Source organism: Sphingomonas sp. PvP056, from assembly GCF_040549155.1.
Taxonomy (GTDB): domain Bacteria; phylum Pseudomonadota; class Alphaproteobacteria; order Sphingomonadales; family Sphingomonadaceae; genus Sphingomonas.
The window spans coordinates 1-26999 of record NZ_JBEPST010000006.1 but is presented as its reverse complement, the minus strand read 5'-3'; the positions used below and the strand labels follow the sequence as shown (position 1 = coordinate 26999).

23 protein-coding genes are annotated in these 26999 nt (G+C 66.7%); 13 read left to right on the top strand and 10 right to left on the bottom strand.

The window, feature by feature from the left end; translation table 11 throughout:
• Positions 1-62: 62 nt before the first annotated feature.
• Positions 63-1304, top strand: coding sequence for a PQQ-dependent sugar dehydrogenase (locus ABIC17_RS14475; RefSeq protein WP_354282894.1), 1242 nt, complete (start codon positions 63-65; stop codon positions 1302-1304).
• A gap of 4 nt (positions 1305-1308) precedes the next feature.
• On the opposite strand, the gene ABIC17_RS14470 is transcribed toward ABIC17_RS14475, so the two are convergent.
• The 3 genes from ABIC17_RS14470 to ABIC17_RS14460 all read right to left on the bottom strand — a co-directional run bounded on the left by ABIC17_RS14470 (position 1309) and on the right by ABIC17_RS14460 (position 2778).
• Complete coding sequence (locus ABIC17_RS14470) at positions 1309-1686, bottom strand: PaaI family thioesterase (RefSeq protein ID WP_354282892.1); 378 nt, start codon at positions 1684-1686, stop codon at positions 1309-1311.
• Complete coding sequence (locus ABIC17_RS14465; protein WP_354282890.1) at positions 1686-2123, bottom strand: PaaI family thioesterase; 438 nt, start codon at positions 2121-2123, stop codon at positions 1686-1688. The genes ABIC17_RS14470 and ABIC17_RS14465 overlap by 1 nt, the downstream gene beginning before the upstream one ends.
• A 217-nt stretch (positions 2124-2340) precedes the next feature.
• Entirely contained in the window at positions 2341-2778 is a 438-nt protein-coding gene (locus ABIC17_RS14460) for a c-type cytochrome (protein WP_354282888.1), read from the bottom strand.
• Between the two features lie 190 nt (positions 2779-2968).
• Between ABIC17_RS14460 and ABIC17_RS14455 the strand changes: the two genes are divergently transcribed.
• Positions 2969-4408, top strand: a complete 1440-nt coding sequence (locus tag ABIC17_RS14455) for an amidohydrolase (RefSeq protein ID WP_354282887.1) — start codon at positions 2969-2971, stop codon at positions 4406-4408.
• Positions 4405-5703: an amidohydrolase family protein gene (locus ABIC17_RS14450; RefSeq protein WP_354282885.1), complete on the top strand. Its 1299-nt coding sequence runs from the start codon at positions 4405-4407 to the stop codon at positions 5701-5703. Before ABIC17_RS14455 ends, ABIC17_RS14450 begins: the two co-directional genes overlap by 4 nt.
• Positions 5704-5832: 129 nt before the next feature.
• Here the strand turns inward: ABIC17_RS14450 and ABIC17_RS14445 are convergent, their stop codons facing one another.
• Positions 5833-6621 carry a crotonase/enoyl-CoA hydratase family protein gene (locus tag ABIC17_RS14445; RefSeq protein WP_354282883.1) on the bottom strand — a complete coding sequence of 263 codons (789 nt, stop codon included), beginning with the start codon at positions 6619-6621 and terminating at the stop codon, positions 5833-5835.
• Between the two features lie 11 nt (positions 6622-6632).
• Complete coding sequence (locus tag ABIC17_RS14440; protein WP_354282881.1) at positions 6633-8168, bottom strand: acyl-CoA synthetase; 1536 nt, start codon at positions 8166-8168, stop codon at positions 6633-6635.
• Between the two features lie 256 nt (positions 8169-8424).
• On the opposite strand from ABIC17_RS14440, the gene pncB reads away from it, so the two are divergent.
• Entirely contained in the window at positions 8425-9729 is a 1305-nt protein-coding gene (pncB, locus tag ABIC17_RS14435; protein WP_354282879.1) for a nicotinate phosphoribosyltransferase, read from the top strand.
• Here the strand turns inward: pncB and ABIC17_RS14430 are convergent, their stop codons facing one another.
• Both ABIC17_RS14430 and ABIC17_RS14425 read right to left on the bottom strand, forming a co-directional pair.
• A complete protein-coding gene (locus tag ABIC17_RS14430) occupies positions 9730-10119 on the bottom strand; it encodes a response regulator (protein ID WP_354282877.1) in 390 nt (129 codons plus the stop codon).
• Between the two features lie 175 nt (positions 10120-10294).
• The gene (locus ABIC17_RS14425) at positions 10295-12001 is read right to left on the bottom strand and encodes a sensor histidine kinase (RefSeq protein ID WP_354282875.1); all 1707 of its coding nucleotides are present in this window, start codon (positions 11999-12001) and stop codon (positions 10295-10297) included.
• Between the two features lie 474 nt (positions 12002-12475).
• Here ABIC17_RS14425 and ABIC17_RS14420 point away from each other — a divergent pair, with 474 nt between their 5' ends.
• Positions 12476-13717 (top strand): NAD(P)/FAD-dependent oxidoreductase, encoded by a 1242-nt coding sequence (locus tag ABIC17_RS14420; protein ID WP_354282873.1) that lies wholly within the window; start codon positions 12476-12478, stop codon positions 13715-13717.
• A 60-nt stretch (positions 13718-13777) separates the two neighbouring features.
• Here ABIC17_RS14420 and ABIC17_RS14415 read toward each other — a convergent pair whose 3' ends face one another.
• The 3 genes from ABIC17_RS14415 to ABIC17_RS14405 all read right to left on the bottom strand — a co-directional run bounded on the left by ABIC17_RS14415 (position 13778) and on the right by ABIC17_RS14405 (position 17088).
• The gene (locus ABIC17_RS14415; RefSeq protein WP_354282871.1) at positions 13778-14497 is read right to left on the bottom strand and encodes a haloacid dehalogenase type II; all 720 of its coding nucleotides are present in this window, start codon (positions 14495-14497) and stop codon (positions 13778-13780) included.
• Positions 14497-15591 (bottom strand): histidinol-phosphate transaminase, encoded by a 1095-nt coding sequence (gene hisC / locus ABIC17_RS14410; protein WP_354282869.1) that lies wholly within the window; start codon positions 15589-15591, stop codon positions 14497-14499. Before hisC ends, ABIC17_RS14415 begins: the two co-directional genes overlap by 1 nt.
• A gap of 495 nt (positions 15592-16086) precedes the next feature.
• The gene (locus ABIC17_RS14405; protein ID WP_354282867.1) at positions 16087-17088 is read right to left on the bottom strand and encodes a fumarylacetoacetate hydrolase family protein; all 1002 of its coding nucleotides are present in this window, start codon (positions 17086-17088) and stop codon (positions 16087-16089) included.
• 137 nt (positions 17089-17225) lie between these two features.
• Between ABIC17_RS14405 and ABIC17_RS14400 the strand changes: the two genes are divergently transcribed.
• The 8 genes from ABIC17_RS14400 to ABIC17_RS14365 form a co-directional block, all read left to right on the top strand.
• Entirely contained in the window at positions 17226-18380 is a 1155-nt protein-coding gene (locus tag ABIC17_RS14400) for an acyl-CoA dehydrogenase family protein (RefSeq protein WP_354282865.1), read from the top strand.
• A 69-nt stretch (positions 18381-18449) separates the two neighbouring features.
• Complete coding sequence (locus tag ABIC17_RS14395) at positions 18450-19649, top strand: bifunctional alpha/beta hydrolase/OsmC family protein (RefSeq protein WP_354282863.1); 1200 nt, start codon at positions 18450-18452, stop codon at positions 19647-19649.
• A 210-nt stretch (positions 19650-19859) separates the two neighbouring features.
• Positions 19860-21038, top strand: coding sequence for a BaiN/RdsA family NAD(P)/FAD-dependent oxidoreductase (locus ABIC17_RS14390; RefSeq protein ID WP_354282861.1), 1179 nt, complete (start codon positions 19860-19862; stop codon positions 21036-21038).
• Positions 21039-21188: 150 nt separating this feature from the next.
• Entirely contained in the window at positions 21189-21587 is a 399-nt protein-coding gene (locus ABIC17_RS14385; protein WP_354282859.1) for an endonuclease domain-containing protein, read from the top strand.
• A 245-nt stretch (positions 21588-21832) separates the two neighbouring features.
• On the top strand, positions 21833-23560 hold the full coding sequence (locus tag ABIC17_RS14380; protein ID WP_354282857.1) for a DEAD/DEAH box helicase: 1728 nt from the start codon (positions 21833-21835) through the stop codon (positions 23558-23560).
• A gap of 304 nt (positions 23561-23864) precedes the next feature.
• Positions 23865-25163: a thiamine pyrophosphate-dependent enzyme gene (locus tag ABIC17_RS14375; RefSeq protein ID WP_354282855.1), complete on the top strand. Its 1299-nt coding sequence runs from the start codon at positions 23865-23867 to the stop codon at positions 25161-25163.
• Between the two features lie 163 nt (positions 25164-25326).
• The gene (locus tag ABIC17_RS14370; protein ID WP_010162350.1) at positions 25327-26334 is read left to right on the top strand and encodes an alpha-ketoacid dehydrogenase subunit beta; all 1008 of its coding nucleotides are present in this window, start codon (positions 25327-25329) and stop codon (positions 26332-26334) included.
• Positions 26334-26999: biotin/lipoyl-containing protein (locus ABIC17_RS14365; protein ID WP_354282853.1), on the top strand; the 666-nt coding region annotated here is incomplete at its 3' end. The genes ABIC17_RS14370 and ABIC17_RS14365, both read left to right, overlap by 1 nt.

Genomic DNA, 26999 nt, shown 5'->3' with positions numbered 1-26999 from the left:
GCGCGCCTGGAACATCTCCGGGGCCGTGACGGTATGTGTCGTATACTCTGGGAGAATATCTGATGCCAATGTCCCGCGCGCCGCTTGCGCTGCTGCTCGCCGCAACCGCCTGTTCGGGGCAATCGCAACAGTCCAATGCCGCCGCCCTGACCACGAACGACAGTTCGGCACCGGTTGCTAGCGCAGCCCCGACTCCGACCGCACCGCCCGTCACCACCTTGCCCGACGATGCGCCGGATGCGACCGTCAAGAACGTGGCGGCAACGACCGGCCGCGCGAACACCACCGAAACCGCGCCCCCGTTCGCAATGACAACGCTTGGCCAGTTCGAAGATCCGTTCGCGATCGCGATGTTGCCCGATGGCGCCGCGCTGATCACCGAGAAGGCGGGCAAGATCAAATTGCGCAAGGCCGATGGCACGATTTCGCAGATCACCGGCGCGCCCAAGGTCGAGTTCGATAACCAGGGCGGCTTGCTCGACATCGAACTCGCGCCCGATTTCGCGACGAGCAAGCTGGTGTACATCAGCTATTCCGAACCGCGCCCGGGCGGTAGCAGCCTCGCGCTGGCGCGTGGTCTGTTCACCGGCACCGCGCTCGCCAACGTGAAGGTCCTCTGGCGCGCAGGGGCGGACGGTGTCGGTGGCCAGTTCGGCGCGAACATCGCCTTTGCGCCCGACGGCAAGTCGCTCTTCCTTTCGTCCGGCGAGCGACAGCGGTTCACGCCAGCACAGGATCCCGAGCAGGCGATCGGCAAGATCGTCCATCTGACGCTCGATGGTCAGGCGGCCCCCGGCAATCCGATGGCCTCGGCGGGCGGGGTTCGCGCGCAGACGTGGAGCAGCGGGCATCGCAACCCTTACGGCCTCGCCTTCGCGGCCGACGGCAAGCTGTGGGAAGTCGAGATGGGGCCGAAGGGCGGCGACGAGCTCAACCTCATCCTGCCGGGCAAGAATTATGGCTGGCCGATCGTCTCCAACGGCGACAATTATTCGGGCAAGCCGATTCCCGATCACCCCAGCCGGCCGGATCTCGAAGCGCCGAAGCTGTGGTGGAACCCGTCGATCTCGCCGGGCGGCATGATCTTCTACACCGGCGCGATGTTCCCCGAGTTCCGCGGAAACCTGTTCATCGGGGCGCTCGGCGGCGAGGCACTGATCCGCGTGACGCTGTCGGGTGATACCGCCAAGGTCGCGACCCAGTATAAGATCGGTGAGCGCGTCCGTGATGTCGCGCAGGCGCCCGATGGCGCGATCTGGCTGCTCGAGGATAGCGGCAAGCTGGTGCGGCTCGCGAAGAAGTGAGCGCTCAGGCGCGCGCGATCAGATAGTTCATCCGTGCCGCGGCGATCGGCTTGGCGGGGTCATCCTGCCAGGCGGTCGCCTCGACATTGGCGACCCGACCGCCGAGCCGAGTCACGACCCCGCGCGCAAACGTCGGCTTGTCGCGCCCGCCGCGCATGTAATCGACCGTCACGTTGATCGGCTTGATCTGCCCGCCGCCATCCTCGGCGAGTGCCTGCCGCACTGCGACGATCGCGGCCATCTCGAGCAACCCGCCGATCGCGCCTCCGTGGAGCCAGCCGGGTCGCCCGGTCAGCGCCTGTTCGAACGGCATCGTCAGCAGGATCGGATCGTCGCCCGCGGCAACTTCGATGCCGAGCGTCTGGGCATAAGGCGGGAGCATCAGGCGGCGTCCGTGAACATGAAGGTGCCCGCGACATGCGCGAGCGGATCTGCGGGATCGCCGTCATGCGCCTGCCCGCGCACGAACGAGATCGAGCGCGTGATACGATAGCATTCACCGTGGCCGATCACTGTCTTCCCCGGAGTCGCGGGGCGCAGGTAATCGATCCGCAGGTCGAGCGTCGCGTGCGGACGGAAGCTGCCGAGCCGGGTCCACACCGCAAGGCTGGTCGCCATGTCCATCATCGTCAGGATCGGACCTGAAGCGAGCACGCCACTGTCGGGATCGCCGATCAGGTCCGCGCGATAGGGAAGCTGCAGCTCGCACCAGTCTGGACCGTGCGCGAGATAGCTGAGGCCGAGCAAGCCACCGTGCCCGCCGACGCCGAGACGGCTGAAGCGGGCGGGATCGAAGGCGGGGAGGGGATCGGGCGGCATGGCTGCGCGCTCTATCGAAACGCGGGCAGGGTGCAACCCGGCAACCGTCCTGCCTGCGCAGGCAAGGCCGCTACACGACCCCGTTTGTGCTCCGGCGAAGGCAGGAGATTAGGAGCCGCAGATGCTGTAAGCCGTTGTTCTGCTTGGCTCTGGATTCCTGCTTTCGCAGGAAAACCGCGCATGGCATCTGCCGACTACAGCGAGGCCAGCGCACGCCTCACCGCTTCGTCTGCAGATAGGCGATGACATCCGCGCGATCGAGCGGATCGGCGAGCCCCGCGAACCCCATCGCCGTTCCGGGCGCGAAGCGTTGTGGATCGGCGAGCCATGCATCCATCCGCTCGGGGGTCCAGCGCCCGCCGACCTTCTGCAACGCGGCGGTATAGGCGAAGCGCTGGCTGTTCTGCGCGACCTCCGACCCCATCACGCCGAACAGGTTTGGCCCGCCAAAATCGGGCGCGCCCCGACCGACCGAATGGCAGGCGGAGCAGCGGGTAAACAGCCGTGCGCCCGCAGCGGCACTCGCCACCCGCGAAAGCGCCGCGACCGAAGGCGTCGGTCCCGCGGCACGGCGGCGCGCTTCGCGGTCATCGGGCGCGCAGGCGGTCACCGTCAGTGCACACGCGATTGCCAGGATGATCGATCTGGATGGCATGACGCCGGAATACAGGGTCGCACGATGCCCTACAAACCGGTTTCCGCCATGATGTTGCACGCGCGCTGTGCCACCCCCGCGCCCTTCCCCGACCGGAAGGCGTGCGCCGCGGGCAAGGCGGTTGACACCCCGTAGATCCTCCCGGATTACTCGACCAATACAGCGCGAAACGCGCGAAGGGGGTTTGGGCATGAAGCATATCGGCTTGGCCACGGTGGCGTTGGCCGCCTTGCTCGCGGGCTGCGCGAGCGACGGCGGTACACGACCGCAAGGCGCATCGGCCAAAGCGGGTTCGGACAAGAGCAGCGGCAAGGGGCCCGGGATCGGCAAGGCGTTCAGCCACGATCCGTTCCCATCGACCTACAAACGCTATCCCGGCACCCCGACGCTCGTCACCCACGTCACGATCTTCGACGGCGAAGGCGGGAAGATCGACGACGGTTCGGTGCTGTTCGCCGACGGCAAGATCGTCGAGCTTGGCCAGAGCGTTGCAGCACCTGCGGGTGCAACCGTGATCGACGGCACCGGCAAGACGCTGACCCCCGGGATCATCGATATCCACAGCCACTTGGGCGATTATCCGACCCCGTCCGTCCCTGCGCTGTCCGACGGCAACGAGGCGACCGGGCCGATCACCGCCGACGTCTGGGCGGAACATAGCGTCTGGCCGCAGGACCCCGGCTTCAGTCGCGCGCTGACCAACGGCGGCGTCACCACGCTCCAGATCCTCCCCGGTTCGGCCAATCTGATGGGCGGGCGGTCAGTCGTGATCAAGAACGTCTACGCGCGCACCGAACAGGGGATGAAATTCCCCGGCGCGCCTTACGGCCTCAAGATGGCGTGCGGCGAGAACCCCAAGCGTGTTTATGGCAGCAAGGGGCGCGAGCCCTCGACCCGGATGGGCAATGTCGCGGTCGATCGCCAGACCTGGGCGAAGGCGGTCGAATACAAACGTAAATGGGACAAATACGAGAAGGACGGCGGCGAGGCCCCCGGGCGCGACATCGGCATGGATACGCTCGCGGGCGTGCTGTCGGGCGAGATCCTCGTCCAGAATCACTGCTACCGCGCGGACGAAATGGCCATCGTCATGGATATGGCGAAGGAGTTCGGCTACCACGTCAGCGCGTTCCACCACGCGGTCGAGGCCTATAAGATCGCCGATCTGCTCAAGCAGAACGACACCTGCGCCGCGGTCTGGGCGGACTGGTGGGGCTTCAAGATGGAGTCGTACGACGCGATCGGCGAGAATCTCGCGCTGCTCCAGAAGAACGGCGCGTGCGCGATGATCCACTCGGATGACGAGAACGGGATCCAGCGGCTCAACCAGGAAGTCGCCAAGGCGCTCGCCTCGGGGCGCCGCGCGGGGATCGAGATTTCGGATGCGGTCGCGTGGGAATGGCTGACCTACAATCCGGCCAAGGCGCTCCACATCGACGACAAGACCGGTAGCCTCAAGCCCGGCAAGATGGCCGACGTCGTGCTGTGGAACGGCAATCCGTTCAGCGTCTACACCCGCCCCGAGAAGGTGTGGATCGACGGCGCGTTGCTCTACGATGCGGGCGACCCGAAACGCCGACCGGTATCCGATTTCGAACTTGGCCAGCCCGGCTCGGGAGACGTGAAGTGAAGCCCCTGCTCCTCCTCTCCGCCGCGCTTGTCGCAAGCCCGGTTGCGGCGCAGACCGTCGCGATCACCAACGCCAAGCTCGTCATCGGCGACGGCTCCGCGCCGATCGAGGGCGGGACCGTTATCGTCCGCGACGGACGCGTCGTATCCGCCGGACGCGGGGTCGCAGTCCCCGCCGGAGTCGAAGCGGTCGACGCCGGGGGACGCTGGGTGACGCCCGGGATCGTCGCAGGCTTCACGCGGATGGGCATCGTCGAGGTCGACGGGGTCGACGAGACCGCCGATGCGGGCGCGAAGACCAGCCCGTTCCACGCCGCGATCGACATCGCACCTGCGGTCAATTCGAGCACGAGTTCGATCCCGCTCAACCGCGCCGAAGGCGTGACGCGCGCGATCGTCGCGCCCGATAACGCCGGGTCGATCTTTGCGGGCATGGGCGCGGTGATCGATCTCGGTGCCGACCGCAGCCCCGTGACTCGCGCGCGCGCGTTCCAGTTCATGGAATATGGCGCGGACGGCGGTCGCGCCGCTGGGGGCAGCCGCCCTGCCGCGCTCGCGATGTTCCGCAACGCGCTGGCGCAAGTGGATGACGTCGTGCGCGACCCGCGCCATTATGCCGATCAGGGCAAGGACGCGCTACTTACGCGCGCCGATGCCGCCGCCTTGGTGCCGGTCACAACCGGCCAGATGCCGTTGCTTGTCCATGTCGAGCGCGCGTCGGACATGCTCGCGCTGATCGACCTCAAGCGCGATTTCCCTGCGGTGAAGATGGTTTTCGTCGGCGCGGCGGAAGGCTGGCTGGTCGCGCCGCAGCTGGCTGCCGCGCAGATTCCCGTGATCGCGTCGGCACTCACCGATCTCCCCAATTCGTTCGATCAGCTTGGCTCGACCCAGTCGAACGTCGGGCGGATGAAGGCAGCGGGCGTCCGCGTGGGGCTTGGCATGATCAACGACAATGAAGCGCGCCAAGCGCGGCTCGAGAAGCAATATGCGGGCAATCTCGTCGCGTTGACCAAGCTGCCGGGCGCGACCGGGCTCGACTGGAACGCGGCGTTCGCGGCGATCACTTCGGTGCCGGCCGAGGCGATCGGGATGGGCGACGAGATCGGCTCGCTCAAGGCGGGGCGGCGCGGCGACGTCGTGATCTGGGACGGCGATCCGCTGGAGTTGGGGACGGGCGTCGCGGCGGTCTATATCGACGGGGTCAAGCAGCCGCTGCGGACGCGGCAGGATGCGTTGCGCGACCGGTATATGGTGCCGCAGGAAGGCGCTTTGCCGAAGGCGTATGAGCGGTAGCAGGTCTAGCACTTCCCCGGCGAAGGCCGGGGCCCAGTTGCGGCCGACAGGTAAGGAAGCGTTGTCCTCACCAACATCGACCTCCGCGACTGGGCCCCGGCCTTCGCCGGGGAAGAATGCCAGCTGGAATCAATCCGCGTCGTGAAACACCGCGGGCCGCTTCTGGATGTTCGCCGCGACCTGCTCCATCATCGCGGGCTTGCCGATCACCGCCATCTGCTCGGTCGTCTCCGCCGCGAGCAACGTCCGCGCATCCGCATCGAACGCCATGTTGCACAACCGCTTGGCCCCGCGGATCGCGTTCGGGCTTTTCGCCGCGATCAGATGCGCGAGCTCCAGCGCCGCCGCATGCGGCGCATGCGCGATCCGCGTGACGAACCCGTGGTGCAGCGCCTCCTCCGCATCGAACTCGCGCGACGTATAGACCAGTTCGCGCAGCACATCGTCGCGCACCAGCCCGCGCCAGATCGGGAAGCCCGCCATGTCGGGGACCAGCCCCCAATAGCTTTCGCGGATCGCGAAGCGCGTCCCCGGTGCGGCAATCCGGATGTCCGCGCCCGCCATGATCTGGAACCCGCCGCCGAACGCCACGCCGTGCACCGCCGCGATCACCGGCATCGGCAGATTGCGCCAGCCCCAGGTGACGTGCTGCGGCAGGATGCTCCCCTGATCGTTGCGGTCGACCGTGCTCAGCCCCGATCCGCCCGCCGCCATGCTCGTCATGTCGAGCCCTGCGCAGAACGCCTTGCCCTCGCCCGACAGCACGACGCAGCGCACGTCCTTGCGGGTGTGGAGCGAATCGATCGCCGCGCCGATCCCCTCGAACATCTGCGGGTCGATCGCATTCATCTTGTCGGCACGCATCAGTCGCACGTCGGCGACGTGATCGGTGACGGTGATCGAAACCCGGTCGTTCATGCTATCCTCCATCAGACGATCCGGCTGCCCGTCTCGCCCCAATAGTGGTCGCGCAGCAGCCGTTTGTACAATTTGCCCGTCGCATGCCGCGGCAATTCCGCGGTGAAATCGATCTGCCGCGGCGTCTTCACCCCCGACAGTTCGGCGCGGCACCAGGCGATCAGCTCAGCCGCAAGCTCCGGCCCAGCTTCGCGCATGTCGACCGGCTGCACCACCGCGACGACGCGCTCGCCCATTTCCGCATCGGGCGCGCCGATCACCGCGACGTCGGCGACGCGCGGATGCGTGATCAGCCGATTCTCGATCTCCTGCGGGTAGATGTTGACGCCGCCCGAGATGATCATGAAGCTCTTGCGGTCGGTCAGGTACAGATAGCCGTCCGCGTCGATCCGCCCGATATCGCCGAGCGTCGACCAGCCGAACGCGTTGCGCGCCTCCGCGGTCTTTTCGGGATCGTTGTGATATTCGAACGCGCCGCCGCCCTCGAAATAGATCAGCCCTTCCTCGCCGGATGCGACCTCCACGCCATTTTCGCCGCAGACGTGGAGCACGCCATACGCCGCCTTGCCGACCGATCCGCGATGCGCGAGCCACTCGGTCGAGGCGATCGTGGTGAGGCCATTCCCCTCCGACCCGGCATAATATTCGAACAATACGGGCCCCCACCAGTCGATCATCGCTTGCTTGACCGGCACCGGACACGGTGCTGCGGCATGGATCGCGACCTTGAGGCTCGACAAATCGTGCCGCGCGCGCGCCGTGGGATCGAGCTTGAGCAGCCGGACGAAGTGCGTCGGCACCCATTGGCTCGCGGTGATGCGATAGCGTTCGATCGCGGCGAGTGCGGCTTCGGGCTCGAAATGCTCCATCATCACGACGGTGCCGCCAAGCCGCTGGACCGTCATCGACCAGCGCAACGGCGCGGCATGATAAAGTGGCGCCGGGCTGAGGTAGATGCTGTCGGGGCAGAGCCCGTAAAGCCCACGTGCGAGCATTTCGAGGACGGTCGTCGCTTCGATGTCGGGGTCGGCGGGCAAGGCGACACGGACGCCCTTCGGGCGACCGGTCGTTCCCGAGGAGTAGAGCATATCGATCCCGGCGCGTTCGTCGGGGATCGGGTCGGCGGGCATATCGGCCACGGCAGCGTCCCAGTCCTGCCAGCCGGGAATGACGCCGCCGACCGCGAAGCGCTCAAGCTCAAGCGCGACGTGTTCGGCGACCGAGGCCAGCCCCGCCGACGCGACGACCAGCTTCGCGCCCGAGTCCGCGAGAATATAGCCGACCTCCGGCGCGGTCAGCTTGGTCGAGATGCAGACGAAGAACAGCCCGCTGCGCTGCGCGCCCCAGGCCATGTCGTAGAATTGCGGGCTGTTTTCGCAGAACAGCGCGATCGTATCGCCCGGCCGAAGCCCGTGTGCGCGGAATAGGTTTGCGGCGCGATTGGACCGCTGGTCGAGCTCGGCGAAGCTGATCGTCTCGCCGGTTTCGGCGACGATCAGCGCGGGCTTGCCCGGATCACTCCGCGCATGGACGCATGGGTGCGACATTCGCCAGCCTCTCCCCTATAGATTCGTTTTGTTTTGCAACCCGATGCTAGCGCCGGGCCAAGGGCACGGCAACGGGTGAGTTTGAGCGAGGATGAGGAACGCTCCGGCCTCACACGCCGTCATTCCCGCAAGCGCGCGACCGCTGCGAAAGGGGCTGACGGCGAGGATGGATCGCCATCCTCCGTGGCAGGCGACAAGCGCCGCACCGCCCGATCCCGTGTGGACATTACGGCCCAATCCCGGAACAAGCACCGCCATGATCCTTACCGATATCGCGACGCGCACCTACAACCACGGCTGGCGGCTCGACCCGATCGTGCGCAGCCTGCTCGACACCGATTTCTACAAATTGCTGATGTTGCAGATGATCCGGCATCTGCACCCGGACGTCGAGGCGACCTTCTCGGTGATCAACCGCACCACGTCGGTTCGGCTGGCCGAGGTCATTGACGAGGGCGAATTGCGCGCGCAGCTCGATCATGCGCGCTCGGTCCGGTTCGGCAAGAAGGAGCTGATCTGGCTTGCGGGCAACAGCTTCTACGGCAAGGAGCGGATGTTCGCGTCGGATTTCATCGGCTGGCTCGCCGACTTTCAGCTTCCGCCCTACGACCTGCGCGTCGTCGACGGGCAGTATGAACTCCATTTCGACGGGCCGTGGACGCACACCACCATGTGGGAAGTCCCGGCACTTGCGATCCTCAACGAGTTGCGGTCGCGCGCGGCGTTACGGCGGCACGGGCGGTTCGAGCTCGACATCACCTATTCGCGCGCCAAGGCGCGGCTGTGGGACAAGGTCGAGCGGTTGCGGCATTTGCCGGGGCTCGTTCTGTCGGACTTCGGAACGCGGCGGCGGCACGGTTTCCTGTGGCAGCGCTGGTGTGTCGAGGCACTCAAGGAAGGGCTCGGCGACCGCTTCATCGGCACGTCGAACGTCCTGCTTGCGATGGACACCGACCTGGAGGCGATCGGCACCAATGCGCACGAACTGCCGATGGTCGCTGCCGCCCTGGCGCAGACCGATGCGGAACTGGCCGCCGCGCCGTACCGCGTGCTCGAGGACTGGCGGCGGCATTATGCGGGCAATTTGCTAATCGCGCTGCCCGATGCGTTCGGGACCAGCGCGTTCCTCGCCAAGGCACCGCACTGGCTGTCCGAATGGAGCGGGTTCCGCCCCGACAGCGCGCCGCCGATCCCCGCGGGCGAACAGATCATCGCCTGGTGGCAACAGCACGGCGTCGACCCGCGCGAGAAGCTCCTGATTTTCTCGGACGGGATGGACGTCGCATCGATCGAGCAGGTCTATCGCCATTTCGACGGGCGCGTGCGGATGAGTTTTGGCTGGGGGACCAACCTGACCAACGACTTCCGCGGCTGCGACCCGCGCGGGGGTGCCACGCTCGAACCGATTTCCCTGGTGTGCAAAGTGACTGCGGCCAACGGGCACCCCGCGGTCAAACTGTCCGACAACCCCGCCAAGGCGACCGGCGATCCCGCGGAGATCGCACGCTACCTGCGCGTGTTCGGAACCGAAGGGCATGTCGCAAGCCGCGTCGTGGTGTGATCAGCTGGGGTCGGCGATCAGCGCACGAACCGCACCGACCAGTTCGATCGGATCGAATGGCTTGAGGATGACGCCCGCGACGCCGTGCGGGGTCAGATCGGGGCCGATGACGTCGGTGCCGCGTGCCGTCATGAACACGGCGGGCGTTTGCGCGAAATCAGCATGGCGACGCAACGCCGACAACAGCGTCACGCCATCCATCCCGGGCATCATGTAATCGAGGATGATCGCGGTCGGGCGCCACGGGTCGCGTTCGATCGCCTCCAGCGCGGCGGCCCCGGATCCGAATGCGTGCACCTCGATTTCCGGGTCGAGCGACAGGGACATTTCGACGATCGTGCGGATATCGGGATCGTCATCGACGTACAGGATCCGCATCACCCGCGTCATGATAATCCTCGCCGATCGCGCATTTCGAAGGACATCGGGGCGGACCGCGCAGGGCGCGGTGTCACGGTCGAAGCAGCATGGCCGCCCGTCGTGAACACCAAAGACCCGCGCGTACATGCCATGCCGACGTCATCCTCGGTCATCAAACGTCCGTACCGGGCGACGGATCCAGCAATCACCCAACACTGTGTTTGGGATCGGAATCGGGATCGAGATCCAGCGCAAAGCCGAATCGCGAACCGCCACCGGGGCGGTCCTCGAACCAGATCCGGCCGTCATGCCGCGCGATGATCTCGCGTGAGATCGCGAGCCCGAGGCCGGTCCCCACGCCACGCTCCCCGTCCGCGCGCTCGAACCGGCCGAAGATGCGGTCGCGGAACCCGATCGGAACGCCCGGTCCCTCGTCGTCTACCGTGACCAGCGCGCTCGCGTTCGCGATATTCGTGCTCAGCCCGATCGTTACCACGCCCCCCGTCGGCGTCGCGCGAACCGCGTTGGAGACGAGATTGGTGACGACCTGCAACAATCGATCCGCATCGCCGAGCACGGGGACCGCGGCGTCGGGCAGGCTGGATGCGACGTGTACCGATTCCACCGCCGCGAGGCCCTGGCTCCCGACCGTCGCCCGATCGACCACGCTGCGCAGGTCGATCGGAACGCGGTTGAGCGACAGCGTTCCCGACTGAATGCGGTCGATGTCGAGCATGTCGTTGATCAGGCGGATCAACCGGCGCGAATTGTTCTCGGCAATCTCGATCAGCCGGGCCGCGGGCTCGGGCAGGGGGCCGACTGCCCCGCCGCGCAACAGCCCGAGCGCACCGACGACCGACGTCAGCGGCGTCCGCAATTCGTGGCTGATCGTCGAGATCAGCACGTCCTTCATCCGTTCGACGCGCTTGCGTTCGGACACGTCGCGCGCGGCGACGACGACATAATATCCCTCGGGCAGATCGATCACCCCCAGCGCGACGTCGACCGTGATCTCATGCCCGTCGCGGTGGACCAGCGTGCGGCCCATGCGATACGGCTGCCGGATCCGTCCGTCGACCAGGCCGATCCGCGCGTGAAATTGGCTGACATCGAACGGGGCATGCGCCACCTTGCCGACATCCTGCCCGACCAGTTCCTCCGCCGGATACCCCAGCATCGCGGAGGCGGTGCGGTTGATCGTCTCGATCCGCCCGTCCGGGTTGATGATCGCCATCGCATCGATCGTGCTGTCGAGGATCGTGCGGTTGCGTTCCGCGATCGCATAGGCTTGCAGCCGCGCCTGGTAGCGCGCCACGCTCTGCCGCCAGAAGGCGAACCCCGTCACGCAGCCGAGCAACCCGAGGGCGATGATCCCGACCCAAACCGTCGTTTCGTCCTGCCGCAAGTCGTCGCGAAACGCCGCGGCGCGTTCGTCGCGCGAATCCTCTGCCGACTGGACGAAATCGGCAGAAACGGCGCGCATCCGCTCCATCAGATCGCGCCCCGCGCCCGCCGCCACCTGTCGCGCTACGGCGGCGCTACCGTTTGCCCGCCGCTGCGCGATCATCGAGTCCATTTCGGCGAATTTGCGATGCGCGAGATCCCTGAGCGCGATCAGCCGGGCGAGTTGCGCAGGTTCATTCGCAAGGTCGCGCTCGAGCGAGTCAAAAGTCGCGAACACGTCGCGGCGGGCCGGCGCATAATCGGTCAGGAACCGGTCGCTGCCGGTGATGATGAACCCGCGCTGCGCCGATTCGGCGTCGGTCATGCGCGGGATCAATGTTGCGACCACAACGCGCCGGTCGAACGCCTGGAGCGTTTGCTCCCGCAAGCGTTCGCTGACGGTATAGCCATTGCTGAGCCAAGCCGCCGTGATCGCCAGCAATAGCGGGCCGAGTACGGCAAGCGCCACGAACCTGAGCGCGCTCGGCCTGTTCGGGAGTGCAAGGTCTGCGGGGCGTTTCACGCCGCGCGCCCAAGATGACGGAAACTAGGCGATGACGCCATCCTCCACCCTGCACGCATGATGATCGGTCGGCCGGGCGCGTGGAAGGACGGCGTCATGCGCGCCCTTCATTCCCCATGCGGCCGCGTCGGTGGGCCGACGAAATGGGCTCGTACGCTATTGCCGACATTGCGGCATCACTTTGCGAGAAAATCGCGCGCTCCCCTGCGTTTTTCTTCTTATTTCCGACCTGTATCAGCAATGGATCAGAAGACAATCGGCTATCACCGTAACTTGCATTGCGGGCGGTATCGGCATTTGCAGGGCGAATTCTGGACCGGCCGCGCGCCGCCGGATTGATCGTACGCAGGGGGGCAGGCATGACGTCCCCCGTCCCCCCTTCTTCGCCCACCCGCCCTCCGCCTGAACGAGTACCCTGCCATGACCGATGCCCCCGTTTCGTTCGACGTTCTGATCGTAGGCGCGGGGCATGGTGGTGCGCAGGCGGCGATCGCGCTGCGCCAGCGCAAGGTCGAGGGAACGATCGCGCTGCTCGGCGACGAGCCCGAACTGCCGTACGAACGCCCGCCGCTGTCCAAGGATTACCTCGCCGGGGACAAGCCGTTCGAGCGCATCCTGATCCGTCCTGCGATCTTCTGGGCCGACCGCGACGTCACCTTGCTCCCCGGGCGCAGCGTCGTCTCGGTCGATCCGGTCGCGCACAGCGTCACGACCGCAGACGGCGAAACGATCGGCTATCGCACACTGATCTGGGCGACGGGCGGGGCGCCGCGACGGCTGAGTTGCTCGGGGCACGATCTGCGCGGGGTCCACGGGGTGCGGACCCGCGCGGACGTCGACCGGATGATCGCCGAACTGCCCGCCGTCTCGCGGGTGATCGTCGTCGGCGGCGGTTATATCGGGCTGGAAGCGGCGGCGGTGCTGACCAAGCTTGGCAAGCATGTCACGGTGCTGGAGGCGGCACCCCGCGTGCTCGCGCGCGTCGCGGGGCCGGCGCTGTCGGACTTTTACGAAGCCGAGCATCGTGCGCACGGGGTCGACGTGCACACCGGCGTTACGGTCGCCTGTATCGAGGAACGCGACGGCGCGGCGTGCGGCGTGCGACTGGGGGATGGCACCGTGCTGCCGGGCGAGATGGTGGTGGTGGGGATCGGGATCGTTCCCGCGGTCGGACCGCTGCTCGACGCGGGGGCCGCTGGCGGCAATGGCGTGATGGTCGATCCGTTGTGCCGCACGTCGCTCCCCGATGTGTTCGCGATCGGCGATTGTGCGGCGCATGCCAACGGCTTTGCCGACGATGCGGTGATCCGGCTGGAATCGGTGCAGAATGCGAACGACCAGGCGACCACCGTCGCGCGGCTGCTCGCCGGGGAAGAGGTGCCCTATGATGCGGTGCCGTGGTTCTGGTCGAACCAATATGATTTGAAGCTCCAGACCGTCGGGCTGTCGACGGGCTATGATGCGACGGTGCTGCGCGGCGATCCGGCGACGCGGAGTTTCTCGGTCGTCTATCTGCGCGGGGGCAGGGTGATCGCGCTCGATTGCGTCAATGCGACACGCGATTACGTCCAGGGTCGCGCTTTGGTGCTGGGCCGCGCGGTGGTGGATCCGGCGTTGCTGGCGGATGCGGGCGTGCCGCTCAAGGAAATGCTGCCGGCCTGATCGGTCGCTGCTGCTTTCCGGCGAAAGCCGGAATCCAGGGTCTCACACATATGTAGTTCTTCAGGAAAGGACGGGCTCCAGCACATCCGCCAGTTCGATGAGCGACCCCGCCGCATAATCCCAATCCTGCGCGGCCTTGCGGTCGGGCTTGGGCGCACCGCCCAGTTCCAGCGGGCGATCGACATAAGCGGTCTGCAACCCGCACGCACGCGCCGCCGCCAGGTCGCTGTGATGCGCCGCGACAAGGCACAGGTCTCCAGGTGCGATGCCGAGAATGTCCGCAGTCTCGAGATAGGCGGCCGGCAACGGCTTGTAGATCCCGGTCGCTTCGGCCCCGAGGATCGCATCCCACGGCAACCCACCGAACCGCGCGAGGTGCATCATCAAGGCGAGATTGCCGTTCGACAGCGTGACGATCGGCACGCGCGCGCGCAACCGGGTTAGCCCTGCGACCCCATCGGGCCACGGATCGAGCCGCCGCCACGCCATTGCGAAAAATGCGACGGACGCCGGGTCCGCCACCACCCCATGCGTCGCCAGCAGCGTGTCGAGCGTCTCGCGGTTGAGCACGTCGAGCCGGGTATAAGGCCGCCGCCCCGACCGGCATTCCTCCATCGCCGGCTGGTAAAGCGCGCGCCACGCGTCCGCGAAGGCGTGCGGGTCGATCCCGGTCACGCCGACCTTCGCAAAGAACGCCGCCGCCTCGCGCGCCACGCTGGTTCGCCAATCGACGACGGTGCCGAACACGTCGAAGGCGAGAGCGCGGAGGCGCGGGCGCATCAGCCGGCGACGATCTCGCGCAGCGCCTCGGCCAGGCCGCGCGTCTCGGCTTCGGTGCCGATCGTCATCCGCAGCCCGTTCGCCAGACCCTGCCCGGGCAACCAGCGGACGATATAGCCGCGCTCGAGCAACGCCTTATAGGCGGTCTCCGCGGTGACCGCGCCTTCGAACAGGACGAGCACGAAATTCGCCTCGCTCGGCACGGGGCGCAGCCCCGCATTGCCGAGCTTGGCCATTTCCTTGGCGAACCACGCGCGCCAGACCCGATTGTGCTCGCGCGACTGGGCGATGAAATCGGCCGCGCCGAGCGCCGCGATCGCCGCCTCTTGTCCTGCGGTGGTGCAGCAGAACGGCGCGCGGATCCGGTGCATCGCGGCGATCGCTTCTTCCGAGCCATAGCCCCAGCCGATCCGTTCCGCGGCAAGCCCGTGGATCTTGGAGAAGGTCCGCGTGACGATCACGTTCGCCTGGGTGCGCGCAAGCTCCAGCCCGCCGTCGTCATCCTCGGGGGCGAGATATTCGGCATAGGCCTGGTCGAGCACGAGCATCACGTGCGGCGGGAGCGCGGCGTGGAGCCGCGCGATCTCGTCCTTGCGCGCGAAGGTGCCGGTCGGGTTGTTGGGATTGGCGACGAACACGATCCGGGTGCGATCGGTGACGCAGGCGAGGATCGCGTCGACGTCGGTCGCGTGGTCCGTGTCCGGCGCGATCACCAGCGTCGCACCGACGCGGCGGGTGGCGATCTCATAGACCGCGAAACCGTAGCGGACCTGGATGACTTCGTCGCCGGGTCCGGCATAGGCGCCCGCGATCAGGTGGAGCACTTCGTCCGACCCGGTGCCATAGATGACGCGCGCGGGGTCGAGATCGTGATGCGCCGCAATCGCCTCACGCAGCGCGATCGCGCCCGCGTCGGGATAGCGCGCGAGATCGCCCGCATGGCGCGAGAAGGCGGAGACCGCCTGCGCGCTGGTGCCGAGCGGATTCTCGTTCGACGAGAGCTTGATGACGGGGGCATCGCCATCCGTGGTCGAGCGACCCGGAACATAGGGAGCGATGGCCATGACCCAGGCCTTGGGAAGCGGTGCGTTCATGCTGAGCGGTTAGCGTTTGCCGGGGGTTATGGGAAGGGTTTGGCGTCGCATGCCGAGCTTGGTGGATGCATGCCAAATACCCCGCGCGTCAGACGCCTCCCGACGGTTCTCTTTCAAGGCGCTTCCCCGGCGGAGGCCGGGGCCCAGGAGAGGGCGGTTTGTCGTCGTGCGCTGTGCTTCGATAACAGCAACCTGCGCGACTGGGCCCCGGCCTTCGCCGGGGAAGGGCTTTGTAGAGACACTGCGGGAAAGACGGCCTCGTTTCATTGTCTGTTCGATCACCTCCGGATAGAATGCCGAGAGAGTCGTCCCCCACGAAACCAACGCGGCGCTTCCTCCAGCACCTTCTCAGCGCTTCCCCGGCGAGGGCCGGGGCCCAGTAGCGAAGGTCGAGGTCAGCGAGGCCCAGCGCCAGACAACCTACCGCCCTCGACTGGGCCCCGGCCTTCGTCGGGGAGTGCAAGATTGGGACGAACGCGCTGTAAAAAGCCGCCCTCAGCCCACCGTTTGTTCGATCACCCCGAAGATCGGATGCCGCTTGTCGTCCTCCGCCCAGATTCGCACCGTGTCGCCCGCCTTGAGGAACGGCGTCTTCGCCCCGCCAGCGAGGATCGTCTCGACCGTCCGTACTTCGGCGAGACATGCATAACCGACCCCGCCGTCCGCGATCGGCTTGCCTGGGCCGCCGTCCGCGTCCCGGTTGGACACGGTGCCCGATCCGACGATCGTCCCTGCGCCCAGAGCGCGCGTCTTGGCCGCGTGCGCGATCAGCGTGCCGAAATCGAAGGTCATGTCTTCGCCCGCCGCGACTCGCCCGAACGGCTGGCCGTTGAGATCGATCATCAGCGTGCGGTGAAGCTTGCCGTCCTGCCACCAGTCGCCGAGCGACTCAGGGGTAACGAACACCGGCGAGAAAGCGCTCGCAGGCTTCGACTGGAAGAAGCCGAACCCCTTACCGAGTTCCCCCGGGATCAGGTTGCGCAGCGACACGTCGTTGGTCAGCCCGATCAGCCGCACGGCGGCCAGCGCTTCCTCGCGGCTCGCGCCTTGCGGCACGTCGCCGGTCACGACGACCACTTCGCCCTCGAAATCGCAGCCCCAGCTTTCGTCGGCGAGCGGAATCGCGTCGCGCGGGCCCAGGAACCCGTCCGATCCGCCCTGATACATCAACGGATCATGCCAGAAGCTTTCGGGCATTTCGGCCGAGCGCGCCTGCCGCACCAAGGCGACGTGGTTCACATAGGCAGAGCCATCCGCCCATTGATACGCGCGCGGCAGCGGCGACGCGGCGGCATGTTCGTGGAAGCGCCGCATCGGGATCATCTCATGCTCCAGATCAATGCTGAGATTTTCGAGATCGGGCGCGAGCCGGTCCCAGTCGTCGAGCGCGGCCTGGAGCGTCGGCGCGATGTGGCTGGCGTCGGCATACCAGGCGAGATCGTTCGACACGACGACGAGGGCACCGTCACGGCCGGACTTGAGGCTTGCCAGTTTCATGAACTCTCCTACGATTTTTGCCTAGCATACCCCCGAGTCCGGGCGTGTCGAGCGCGGGCTGTCGCGATAGTCGTTGACGTTCGCGGAAACCCGCCGCACACCCGGACAAAAGAAGGTTGCAAGAGAGGACTGATCTGATGACGCTCGACTCCGTCGCTGGCCGCTTCGCGTATACCGAGGATCACGAGGCGTTCCGCCAGACGGTGCGGAGCTTCCTGCAGAAGGAAGGTGTTCCCCACGTCAACCGCTGGGAAGAAGAGCGGCTCGTCCCCAAGGAATTCTGGCGCAAAGCGGGCGAGATCGGGATGCTCTGCCCGACCGTGCCCGAGGCGTACGGCGGGCTCGGGCTCGACTTCGGGTATAACGCGATCGTCGACGAGGAGATGGCGTATAACGGCGTGCCCGCGGGCTTCTCGCTCCAGTCAGACATCGTCTGCGGCTATCTCGAAACCTATGGATCGGAAGAGCAGAAGGCGCAGTGGCTCCCCAAACTCGTCTCGGGCGACGTGATCACCGCGATCGCGATGACCGAGCCGGGCACTGGATCCGACCTCCAGGCGATCCGCACGACCGCCAAGAAGGATGGCAATCACTATGTCATCAACGGCTCGAAGACTTACATCACCAACGGCCAGAACACCGATCTGACTTTGGTCGTCGCCAAGACCGATCCCGATGCCAAGCCCGCGTGGAAGGGCATGTCGATCATCCTGGTCGAAAGCGACCGCGAAGGGTTCAGCAAGGGGCGCAAGCTCGACAAGATCGGGCAGGACGCCGCCGACACGTCCGAATTGTTCTTCGAGGACGTCCGCGTGCCGATGACCAATTGCCTCGGCGAAGAGGGCAAGGGCTTCATCTATTTGATGAGCCAGTTGCCGCAGGAGCGCCTGTCGATCGCGGTCTCGGTCCACGCGTCGGCGCAAAAGGCGTTCGACGAGACGGTCGAGTTCACCAAGACGCGCAAGGCCTTTGCGGGAATGGTGTTCGATTTCCAGAACACGCGCTTCGTGCTGGCGGACCTGAAAGCGAAATTGCAGGTCGGCTGGGCGCATCTCGACTGGGCGATCACGCGGCATCTGAAGGGCGAACTGACCAACGAGGAAGGCGCCGCCGCCAAGCTGTGGCACACCGATCTGCAATGGGAAGTGATGGACGCCTGCCTCCAGCTTCACGGCGGGGCGGGCTATATGAACGAATATCCGATCGCACGGGCATGGCGCGCGGCGCGCGTGACGCGGATCTTCGGGGGGACGAACGAGATCATGAAGGAGCTGATCGGACGGTCGCTCTAGCGCGCGGCGCTTGCGCGCATCTGCTGCGCGTTTCAGGGCGCGTTGCGGCGATCTGAGACGGAGACGGTAATGAAGCGCGATGTGACCTTCCCCAATGCGCAGGGGCATCAGCTCGCGGGCGCGCTGGATCTCCCGCCGGGGCGGATCCGTGCGGTCGCCTTGTTCGCGCATTGCTTCACCTGCACCGCGCAAAGCCATGCCGCGCGCCGCGTCAGCCTCGCGCTCGCCGAACAGGGGATCGCGACGCTGCGGTTCGATTTCACCGGGCTCGGCGCGAGCGAGGGCGCGTTCGCCGATAGCCACTTCAGCGCGAACGTCGACGATCTGGTCGCCGCCGCTGAATTCCTGTCGGGCGACGTCGGCGTGCCCGCGATCCTGATCGGTCATTCGCTCGGCGGCGCGGCGGTGATCGCTGCGGCGGAACGGATCGAATCGGCGCGCGCGGTGGTGACGATCGCCGCGCCGTTCGATCCACGCCACGTGCTCCATCTCATCAAGGGTGCCGACGATGGGGAGGATGAACCGCGCGATGTGTCGATCGGTGGCCGGCCGTTCCGGATCGGGCGCGCGTTCCTCGCCTCGGTCGAGGGACAGGACCAGGCCGACCGGCTTGCGCGATTGAAGCGCGCGCTGCTCGTGCTGCATTCGGCGACCGACGCGACCGTCTCGGTCGAGAATGCGCGCGCGATCTTCGAGGCGGCGAAGCACCCCAAGAGCTTCGTCGCGCTGGATGGTGCGGATCATCTGCTGACCGATGCCGATCAGGCCAGCTATGTCGCGCAAATCATCGCCGCCTGGGTCCAGCCGTTCCTCGGCGCGGCGATGCCGGTCGATGCGGTGCCCGAGGGGCATGTCCGAGTCACTTCGACCGAAGCGCGGTTCGTCCAGATCGTCGAATCGGCAGGGCACAGCCTGCTCGCGGACGAGCCGGTCGCGAACGGCGGAAGCGATCTCGGGCCGACGCCCTACGATCTGTTGCTCGCCGCGCTGGGAAGTTGCACCGCGATGACGCTGCGGCTGGTCGCGGAGCGCGAAGGCATTCCGCTGGATGGCGTCGAGGTGACGCTTCATCACGACCGCCGCCACGCCGACGATTGCGCGGCGGCGGCGGGCAAGTGCGCGCAAATCGAGGTGATCGAGCGGGTGGTGACGCTGGGAGGCGATCTTACGCCCGCGCAGCGCGAGCGAATGCTGGGAATCGCGGACAAGTGCCCGGTCCACCGGACGCTCATGGGCGATTTGCGGGTCGAGACGCGACTGGCGGACTAGCTGTCGTGCGCTACCACCCCTTCTGCGCTTCCCCGGCGAAGGCCGGGGCCCAGTCGAGGGCGCTAAGTTGCGGGCCTCTGCGCATCGTTACCGCGACCTTCGCTCCTGGGCCCCGGCCTTCGCCGGGGAAGCGCTACAGGGGGGAGGGGGTGTCACCCCCCCAACCACGAAACATTTCTGTTTGCCCGGCCATCGCTCTAAGGCGAGCGGATGACCTCCAATTCCTATGACGCGATCATCCTCGGCGCGGGCGCCGCCGGCCTCATGACCGCTGCCGTCGCGGGCCAGCGCGGGCGGCGCGTGCTGCTGATCGACCATGCCGACCAGGCGGGCAAGAAGATCCTGATCTCGGGCGGCGGGCGGTGCAATTTCACCAACGTGAACACCGCCGCCGACCGCTACATCTCCGCCAACAAGCATTTCGCCAAGTCCGCGCTGGGGCGTTACACCGCCGCCGACTTCATCGCGCTGGTCGACCGTTACGGGATCGCGTGGCACGAAAAGACGCTCGGGCAATTGTTCTGTGATGGCTCGGCGAAGCAGATCGTCGCGATGCTCCAGGACGAGTGCGATGCAGGCGGGGTGGAGATCGCGCTCGGCGGCGCGGTGCGGGATGTGGACCATGCCGATGGCCAGTATCGCGTCAGCTTCGGCCAGCGCACCGCCACCGCGCCGGCATTGGTGATCGCGACCGGCGGTCCTTCGATCCCGCAAATGGGTGCGACCGGCTTCGCATACGATCTCGGGCGGCGGTTCGGAATGAAGATCGTCGAGCCGCGTCCCGCGCTGGTGCCGTTCACGCTGGGCGGCGAGGAGACGTTATTCCGCTCGCTCTCCGGGGTTGCCGCCGAGGTGGTCGCCAAGGTCGGCAAGACGCATTTCCGCGAGGCGGCGCTGTTCACGCATAAGGGGCTTAGCGGCCCTGCGATTTTGCAGGTGTCGTCTTACTGGCGGCACGGTGAGCCGGTCGGGATCGATTTCCTGCCTGCGCTCAAGCCCGGCTGGCTGGTGGCCGCAAAACATGCGCGGCCGCGGGTGACGCTGGCGTCGGCCTTGTCGAATCACTTACCCGGGCGGCTGGCGGAAACGCTCGCCGACCGGCTCGGCGTCGAGGGCGAGATGGGCGCGTCGACCGACAAGGCGATCGACGCCGCCGCGCGACAGCTCGCGGACTGGCGGTTTACGCCCAACGGGACCGAGGGCTTTGCCAAGGCCGAAGTGACCGCCGGGGGCATCTCGACCGCCGAACTGTCGTCGCAGACGATGGAGTCGCGCAAGGTGCCGGGGTTGTATGCGATCGGCGAAGCGGTCGACGTGACCGGGTGGCTCGGCGGGTACAACTTCCAATGGGCCTGGGCGAGCGGCTGGGCGGCGGGGATGGCGGTCTAGGCGAGGGCCGCCGCCGCCTCGGGCCGACCCACCCCCGCCCCCTCCCTTCCAGGGAGGGGAGGCACGCGCGGAGAGGTTCTACTCCCCTCCCTGGAAGGGAGGGGTTGGGGGTGGGTTGCCGTCCGTATCTCACACCGCCAGTCTCGCGAAATGCCGCGCGTCTCGCCCCTGATGACAGAGCGCGCCCGCGACTTGCGAACCAACGCCACCGAGGCTGAGCGCCTGATCTGGCTTCGCCTACGCTCCTACCGCCCGAGATTCACCCGGCAATTGGTGGTCGGTCGCTACATCGTCGATCTCGCCTGTCGCAGCGTTCGACTGGCGGTTGAGTTCGACGGCAGCCAGCATATCGAGTCGGTGCATGACGCCGAACGCACCGAATGCCTCGAGAACCTTGGCTGGTCGGTCCTTCGCTTCTGGAATTCGGACGTCCTCGCCAACCCTGACGGTGTCGCCGAAGCCATCCTGATCAAGGTTGGCGACCGCCTCGGGTCAACCCACCCCGAACCCCTCCCTTCCAGGGAGGGGAGGAAGAAGGAGTCGACCTGACTCCTTGTCCTTCCGGCAGGGAAGCAAGAAGGCGCCAACCTGACTCCCCTCCCTGGAAGGGAGGGGCCGGGGGTGGGTCGCTCTCCGTATCGCGGCATGCCCTCCCAAAACAATCCGCCCGCCGCATCACGCCGCCGCCAAACCCCAAGAAAACCCCTTTTCCACACCCCCCGTGCATTTTGCCCACGCCCGTGCTAGGGAGCCGCTCTGGCGCGCGCCTCCGCCGCCCCCATATTCGGAATACCATGCCCTTTACACATCTCCCCACGCTTCTTGCCGAAGCGCTCTCCGCCCGTGGCTATGCCGCCCCCACCCCAGTCCAGGCGTCGGTTATCGAGCCGCAGGCCGAGGGCCGCGATCTGATCGTGTCCGCGCAGACCGGGTCGGGCAAGACCGTCGCCTTCGGCCTCGCGATCGCCCCCCAGTTGCTCACCGAGGACGAAGGGCGCCTGCCGCCGCCCCGCGCACCACTCGCGCTCGCGATTGCGCCGACACGCGAGCTCGCGCTGCAGGTCAGCCGCGAGCTTGAATGGCTCTACGCCAAGGCCGGCGCACGCATCTCGACCTGCGTCGGCGGCATGGACGCCAGCCGTGAGCGGCGCTCGCTGAGCCACGGCGCGCATATCGTCGTCGGTACGCCGGGGCGCCTGCGCGATCACATCGAGCGCGGCGCGCTCGACCTGTCCAACATCAAGGCGGTCATCCTCGACGAAGCCGACGAGATGCTCGACATGGGCTTCCGCGAGGATCTCGAGCTGATCCTCGACGCCTCGCCTGAGGGGCGGCGCACGCTGCTCTTCTCGGCGACGATGCCCAAGTCGATCGTCGCGCTGGCGAAGCGCTACCAGAAGGATGCGCTGCGCATCTCGACCGTCGGCGAGGACCGTGGTCACGGCGACATCAGCTATCAGGCGGTCACCGTCGCGCCCGCGGATATCGAGAACGCCGTCGTCAACCTGCTGCGCCTCCACGAAGCCGAGACCGCGATCCTGTTCTGCGCGACGCGCGACAACGTCCGCCATCTTCACGCCGGGCTGATCGAGCGCGGGTTCGCCGCAGTCGCACTGTCGGGCGAGCATAGCCAGAATGAGCGCAACAGCGCGATGCAGGCTTTGCGGGACAAACGCGCGCGGGTCTGCGTCGCGACCGACGTCGCCGCGCGCGGGCTCGATCTGCCGTCGCTTAGCCTCGTTGTCCACGTCGAGCTGCCGCGCGATGCCGAGACGCTCCAGCATCGCTCGGGCCGTACCGGTCGTGCGGGCAAGAAGGGCACCGCAATCCTGATCGTGCCGTATCAGCGCAAGCGCCGCGTCGAGATGATGCTGCGCGGCGCGCGGATCGCGGTCGAATGGATGAACGCGCCGACCGTCGACGACATCCGCCAAGCCGACAAGTCGCGCCTGATGACGATGCTGATGGAAGACGTCGAGATCGACGAGGACGATCGCGCATTGGGTGCGCAGCTTCTCGAGAAGAAGACTCCCGAGGAGGTCGCCGCCGCGCTGGTGCGCAGCTATCGCGCACGGATGCCTGCGCCTGAGGAAATGATCGAGGCGAGCGGCAGTGCCGGGTCGTCGCGCGAAGCGGGCAAGGAGCATCATCGCGATGGCTTCGACGACGTCGTCTGGTTCCGCATGGACATCGGCCGTCGCCAGAACGCCGATCCGCGCTGGATCCTGCCGCTGATCTGCCGTCGCGGGCACATCACCAAGAATGAGGTCGGTGCGATCCGCATCGCCGCGAACGAGACGATGTTCCAGGTGCCGAGCGCGATCGCGAGCAAGTTCATGTCCGCGGTCAAGCGCACCGAAGGCCAGGAAGCCGAAGGCGCGGTCCAGTTCGAGGCGGTCCAGGGCGGCCCCGAACAGGCCGAACGCGCACCGCGTCGCGCGAACGGGCCTGCACCGGTGCGTCACGCACCGCGTCCGACGCTGCGTCCGGCCGGTGGCGCACCGCGGCGTCCGCGTTCGTAAGACTGCTTCTCACCAGAGGTATCTCTGAGAATCACTTCCCCGGCGAAGGCCGGGGCCCAGTAGCGAAGGTTGATGTAACAGAGGGAAACACTCTCCGTTCAACGGCTCGCTACTGGGCCCCGGCCTTCGCCGGGGAAGGTCGTCAATATCGCAGCACGACACTCCAACCGCTCAGACCATCGTGGAATTTTCTCCCCCACGCGCACACCCCCTCGCCAAGCGCCGCGAAATTTTATAACAACGCCGCGCATAGAACGAATCTGCCCGCTGGCTGTTGGCCAGAGAGGCAACGCTTGGAGAGAATATGGCGCGCGACCCGGTCCCGGCCCATCTGAAGAAGAACCTGCCGCCGCTCTCGCTGTATGTGCCCGAACCCAAGTTCCGGCCCGGCGACGCGGTCGATTTTACCCAGGTCCCGATCCCCGCCGCCGGCGAAACCCGCCGCCCCGAGATCACCGACAACGCGCAGAGCTTTACCGATCTGGCGTACCAGCTCGTCCGCGTGCTCGACGAGGACAACCAGGCCGTCGGACCGTGGAACCCGCGCCTCACCCCCGACATGTTGCGCGCGATGTTGCGCAGCATGGCGCAGGTCCGGGCGTTTGACGAACGCATGTTCCGCGCGCAGCGGCAGGGCAAGACAAGCTTCTACATGAAGTGCACCGGCGAGGAAGCGGTCGCGGTCGCGGCGGCCTATGCGCTCGATTACGAGGACATGTGCTTCCCGTCCTATCGCCAGCAGGGCCTGCTGATCGCGCGCAACTGGTCGATGGTCGACATGATGAACCAGATCTATTCGAACAGCGCGGATCGGTTGCAGGGCAAGCAGTTGCCGATCATGTATTCGGTCAAGGAGGCGGGGTTCTTCTCGATCTCGGGCAACCTCACCACGCAATATCCGCAAGCGGTCGGCTGGGCGATGGCGAGCGCCGCCAAGGGCGACACGCGGATCGCGGCGACCTGGTGCGGCGAGGGTTCGACCGCCGAGGGCGACTTCCACTCGGCGTGCACCTTCGCGAGCGTCTACCGCGCGCCGGTGATCTTCAACGTCGTCAACAACCAGTGGGCGATCTCGTCCTTCTCAGGCTTTGCGGGTGCGGAATCGACGACCTTCGCGGCGCGCGCGGTCGGCTACGGCATCGCGGGCCTGCGCGTCGACGGTAACGATGCGCTCGCGGTCTATGCCGCGACCGCCTGGGCAGCGGAGCGTGCGCGGACCAACCAGGGGCCGACGCTGATCGAGCATTTCACCTATCGCGCCGAAGGCCATTCGACCTCGGACGATCCGGGGCAATATCGCTCGGCGGGCGAGCCGACTGCCTGGCCGCTCGGCGACCCGATCGCGCGGTTGAAGGCACATCTGATCGCGCTCGGCGAATGGGACGAGGAACGCCACGCCGCGCAGGACAAGGAGTTGGCCGAAATGGTCAAGGCCGCGCAGAAGCAGGCCGAAGCGAACGGCGTGCTCGGCCACGGTCTCCACCAGCCGCTCGATTCACTGTTCGACGGCGTGTTCGAGGAGATGCCGTGGCATCTCAAGGAACAGCAGGCGCAAATGATCGCCGAGGAAACCGCCAGCGGGCGCCCATGGGCGCGCAAGTGATGGGTGCGCATCATAGCGGCGCAGCCACCATGTCCTCCTTCTCTCTTCGTGGCTTTGTGTCTTCGTGCGAGTCAAAATTTCTCGCACAAAGCCACAAAGCCACGAAGAAGGTTTTTAGAGCCGCAGTCGCGGCGGGTGCAGCAGCATGACCGATTCGACTCGCATGAACATGATCCAGGCGATCAACTCCGCCATGGACGTGATGATGGACCGCGACCCCGACATCGTCGTGATGGGCGAGGATGTCGGCTATTTCGGTGGCGTGTTCCGCGCGACCGCCGGGCTCCAGAGCAAATACGGCAAGACCCGCGTGTTCGACACGCCGATCACCGAATGCGGCATCATCGGCGTCGCGGTCGGCATGGGCGCCTACGGCCTGCGCCCTGTCCCCGAGATCCAGTTCGCCGATTACATCTACCCCGCGCTCGACCAATTGGTCAGCGAGGCGGCACGGTTGCGCTATCGCTCGGCGGGGGAATTCACCGCGCCGATCACGGTGCGCTCGCCGTTCGGCGGCGGCATCTTCGGCGGGCAGACGCACAGCCAGAGCCCCGAGGGAATCTTTACGCACATCTCGGGCGTGAAGACGGTGATCCCCTCGACCCCCTATGACGCCAAGGGCCTGCTGATCGCGGCGATCGAGGACAATGATCCGACGATCTTCTTCGAGCCCAAGCGAATCTACAACGGCCCGTTCGACGGCCATTGGGACAAGCCCACGCAAAACTGGTCGCAGCATCCCGCGGGCGAGGTCCCGACCGGCTATTACAAGATCGAGCTGGGCAAGGCGAAGGTCGTGCGGCCCGGCGAAGCGCTGACGATCCTCGCTTACGGCACGATGGTCCACGTCGCGCTCGCGGTGATCGCCGAAGCGGGCGTCGATGCCGAGGTGATCGACCTGCGCACGTTGGTGCCGCTCGACATCGAAACGATCGCGGCATCGGTCGAGAAGACCGGACGGTGCATGATCATCCACGAGGCGACGCGGACCAGCGGGTTCGGCGCGGAACTGTCGGCGCAGGTGCAGGAGCGCTGCTTCTATCACCTCGAAGCCCCGATCGAGCGCGTCACCGGGTTCGACACGCCTTATCCGCACAGCCTTGAATGGGCGTATTTCCCGGGTCCGGTCCGGATCGGCGAGGCGCTCAAGAAGATTATGAAGGACGCATAATGGCACGCTTTACCTTCAAGCTCCCCGACATCGGCGAAGGCATTTCCGAAGCCGAAATCGTCGCCTGGCACGTAAAGGTCGGCGAACGCGTCGAGGAGGACCAGCAGGTCGCCGACATGATGACCGACAAGGCGACGGTCGAGATGGAATCACCCGTCTCTGGAATCGTCGTCGAGCTCGCGGGCGAAGTCGGCGACCAGGTGTCGATCGGCGCGGCGCTGGTCGTGATCGAGACCGATGCCGAAGCTGACGTATCGGCGGAGGAGGCACCCGCGTTGCGCGTGGACGAGCCCACGGAGCTCAAGGCAGCGCCGCCGAGCGCGGAGCAGGTCGAGGTCGCACAGCAATATGAGGCAGAGAATCCCGGCGTAGAGGAAGTCACTTCTTCTCCCTCTCCCCCCCGGGGAGAGGGTCGGGGAGAGGGGGACGCATCAACGAACGTCCCGCTCGCAAACCCAGTACAGGGGCGGGCCCCCCCCCCCCCCCCCCCCCCGGGGCGGGGGGGGGGGGGGGGCCGCGCCCCCCCCCCCCCCCCCCCCCCCCCCCCCCCCCCCCCCCCCCCCCCCCGCGCCCGCCCGCCCCCCCCGGCCCGCGGCCGCCCCCGCCCACTCCGCACACCCACCCACCCCCGACCCCTCCCTACCGGAGAGGGGAGGAGCAGGACG

Bases quoted from the DNA above. Each gene is read 5' to 3' on its own strand.
- ABIC17_RS14475 (WP_354282894.1), top strand. From the start codon at position 63: ATGCCAATGTCCCGCGCGCCGCTTGCGCTGCTGCTCGCCGCAACCGCC.
- ABIC17_RS14470 (WP_354282892.1), bottom strand. From the start codon at position 1,686: ATGCTCCCGCCTTATGCCCAGACGCTCGGCATCGAAGTTGCCGCGGGC.
- ABIC17_RS14465 (WP_354282890.1), bottom strand. From the start codon at position 2,123: ATGCCGCCCGATCCCCTCCCCGCCTTCGATCCCGCCCGCTTCAGCCGT.
- ABIC17_RS14460 (WP_354282888.1), bottom strand. From the start codon at position 2,778: ATGCCATCCAGATCGATCATCCTGGCAATCGCGTGTGCACTGACGGTG.
- ABIC17_RS14455 (WP_354282887.1), top strand. From the start codon at position 2,969: ATGAAGCATATCGGCTTGGCCACGGTGGCGTTGGCCGCCTTGCTCGCG.
- ABIC17_RS14445 (WP_354282883.1), bottom strand. From the start codon at position 6,621: ATGAACGACCGGGTTTCGATCACCGTCACCGATCACGTCGCCGACGTG.
- ABIC17_RS14440 (WP_354282881.1), bottom strand. From the start codon at position 8,168: ATGTCGCACCCATGCGTCCATGCGCGGAGTGATCCGGGCAAGCCCGCG.
- pncB (WP_354282879.1), top strand. From the start codon at position 8,425: ATGATCCTTACCGATATCGCGACGCGCACCTACAACCACGGCTGGCGG.
- ABIC17_RS14430 (WP_354282877.1), bottom strand. From the start codon at position 10,119: ATGACGCGGGTGATGCGGATCCTGTACGTCGATGACGATCCCGATATC.
- ABIC17_RS14420 (WP_354282873.1), top strand. From the start codon at position 12,476: ATGACCGATGCCCCCGTTTCGTTCGACGTTCTGATCGTAGGCGCGGGG.
- ABIC17_RS14415 (WP_354282871.1), bottom strand. From the start codon at position 14,497: ATGCGCCCGCGCCTCCGCGCTCTCGCCTTCGACGTGTTCGGCACCGTC.
- hisC (WP_354282869.1), bottom strand. From the start codon at position 15,591: ATGAACGCACCGCTTCCCAAGGCCTGGGTCATGGCCATCGCTCCCTAT.
- ABIC17_RS14405 (WP_354282867.1), bottom strand. From the start codon at position 17,088: ATGAAACTGGCAAGCCTCAAGTCCGGCCGTGACGGTGCCCTCGTCGTC.
- ABIC17_RS14400 (WP_354282865.1), top strand. From the start codon at position 17,226: ATGACGCTCGACTCCGTCGCTGGCCGCTTCGCGTATACCGAGGATCAC.
- ABIC17_RS14395 (WP_354282863.1), top strand. From the start codon at position 18,450: ATGAAGCGCGATGTGACCTTCCCCAATGCGCAGGGGCATCAGCTCGCG.
- ABIC17_RS14390 (WP_354282861.1), top strand. From the start codon at position 19,860: ATGACCTCCAATTCCTATGACGCGATCATCCTCGGCGCGGGCGCCGCC.
- ABIC17_RS14385 (WP_354282859.1), top strand. From the start codon at position 21,189: ATGCCGCGCGTCTCGCCCCTGATGACAGAGCGCGCCCGCGACTTGCGA.
- ABIC17_RS14380 (WP_354282857.1), top strand. From the start codon at position 21,833: ATGCCCTTTACACATCTCCCCACGCTTCTTGCCGAAGCGCTCTCCGCC.
- ABIC17_RS14375 (WP_354282855.1), top strand. From the start codon at position 23,865: ATGGCGCGCGACCCGGTCCCGGCCCATCTGAAGAAGAACCTGCCGCCG.
- ABIC17_RS14370 (WP_010162350.1), top strand. From the start codon at position 25,327: ATGAACATGATCCAGGCGATCAACTCCGCCATGGACGTGATGATGGAC.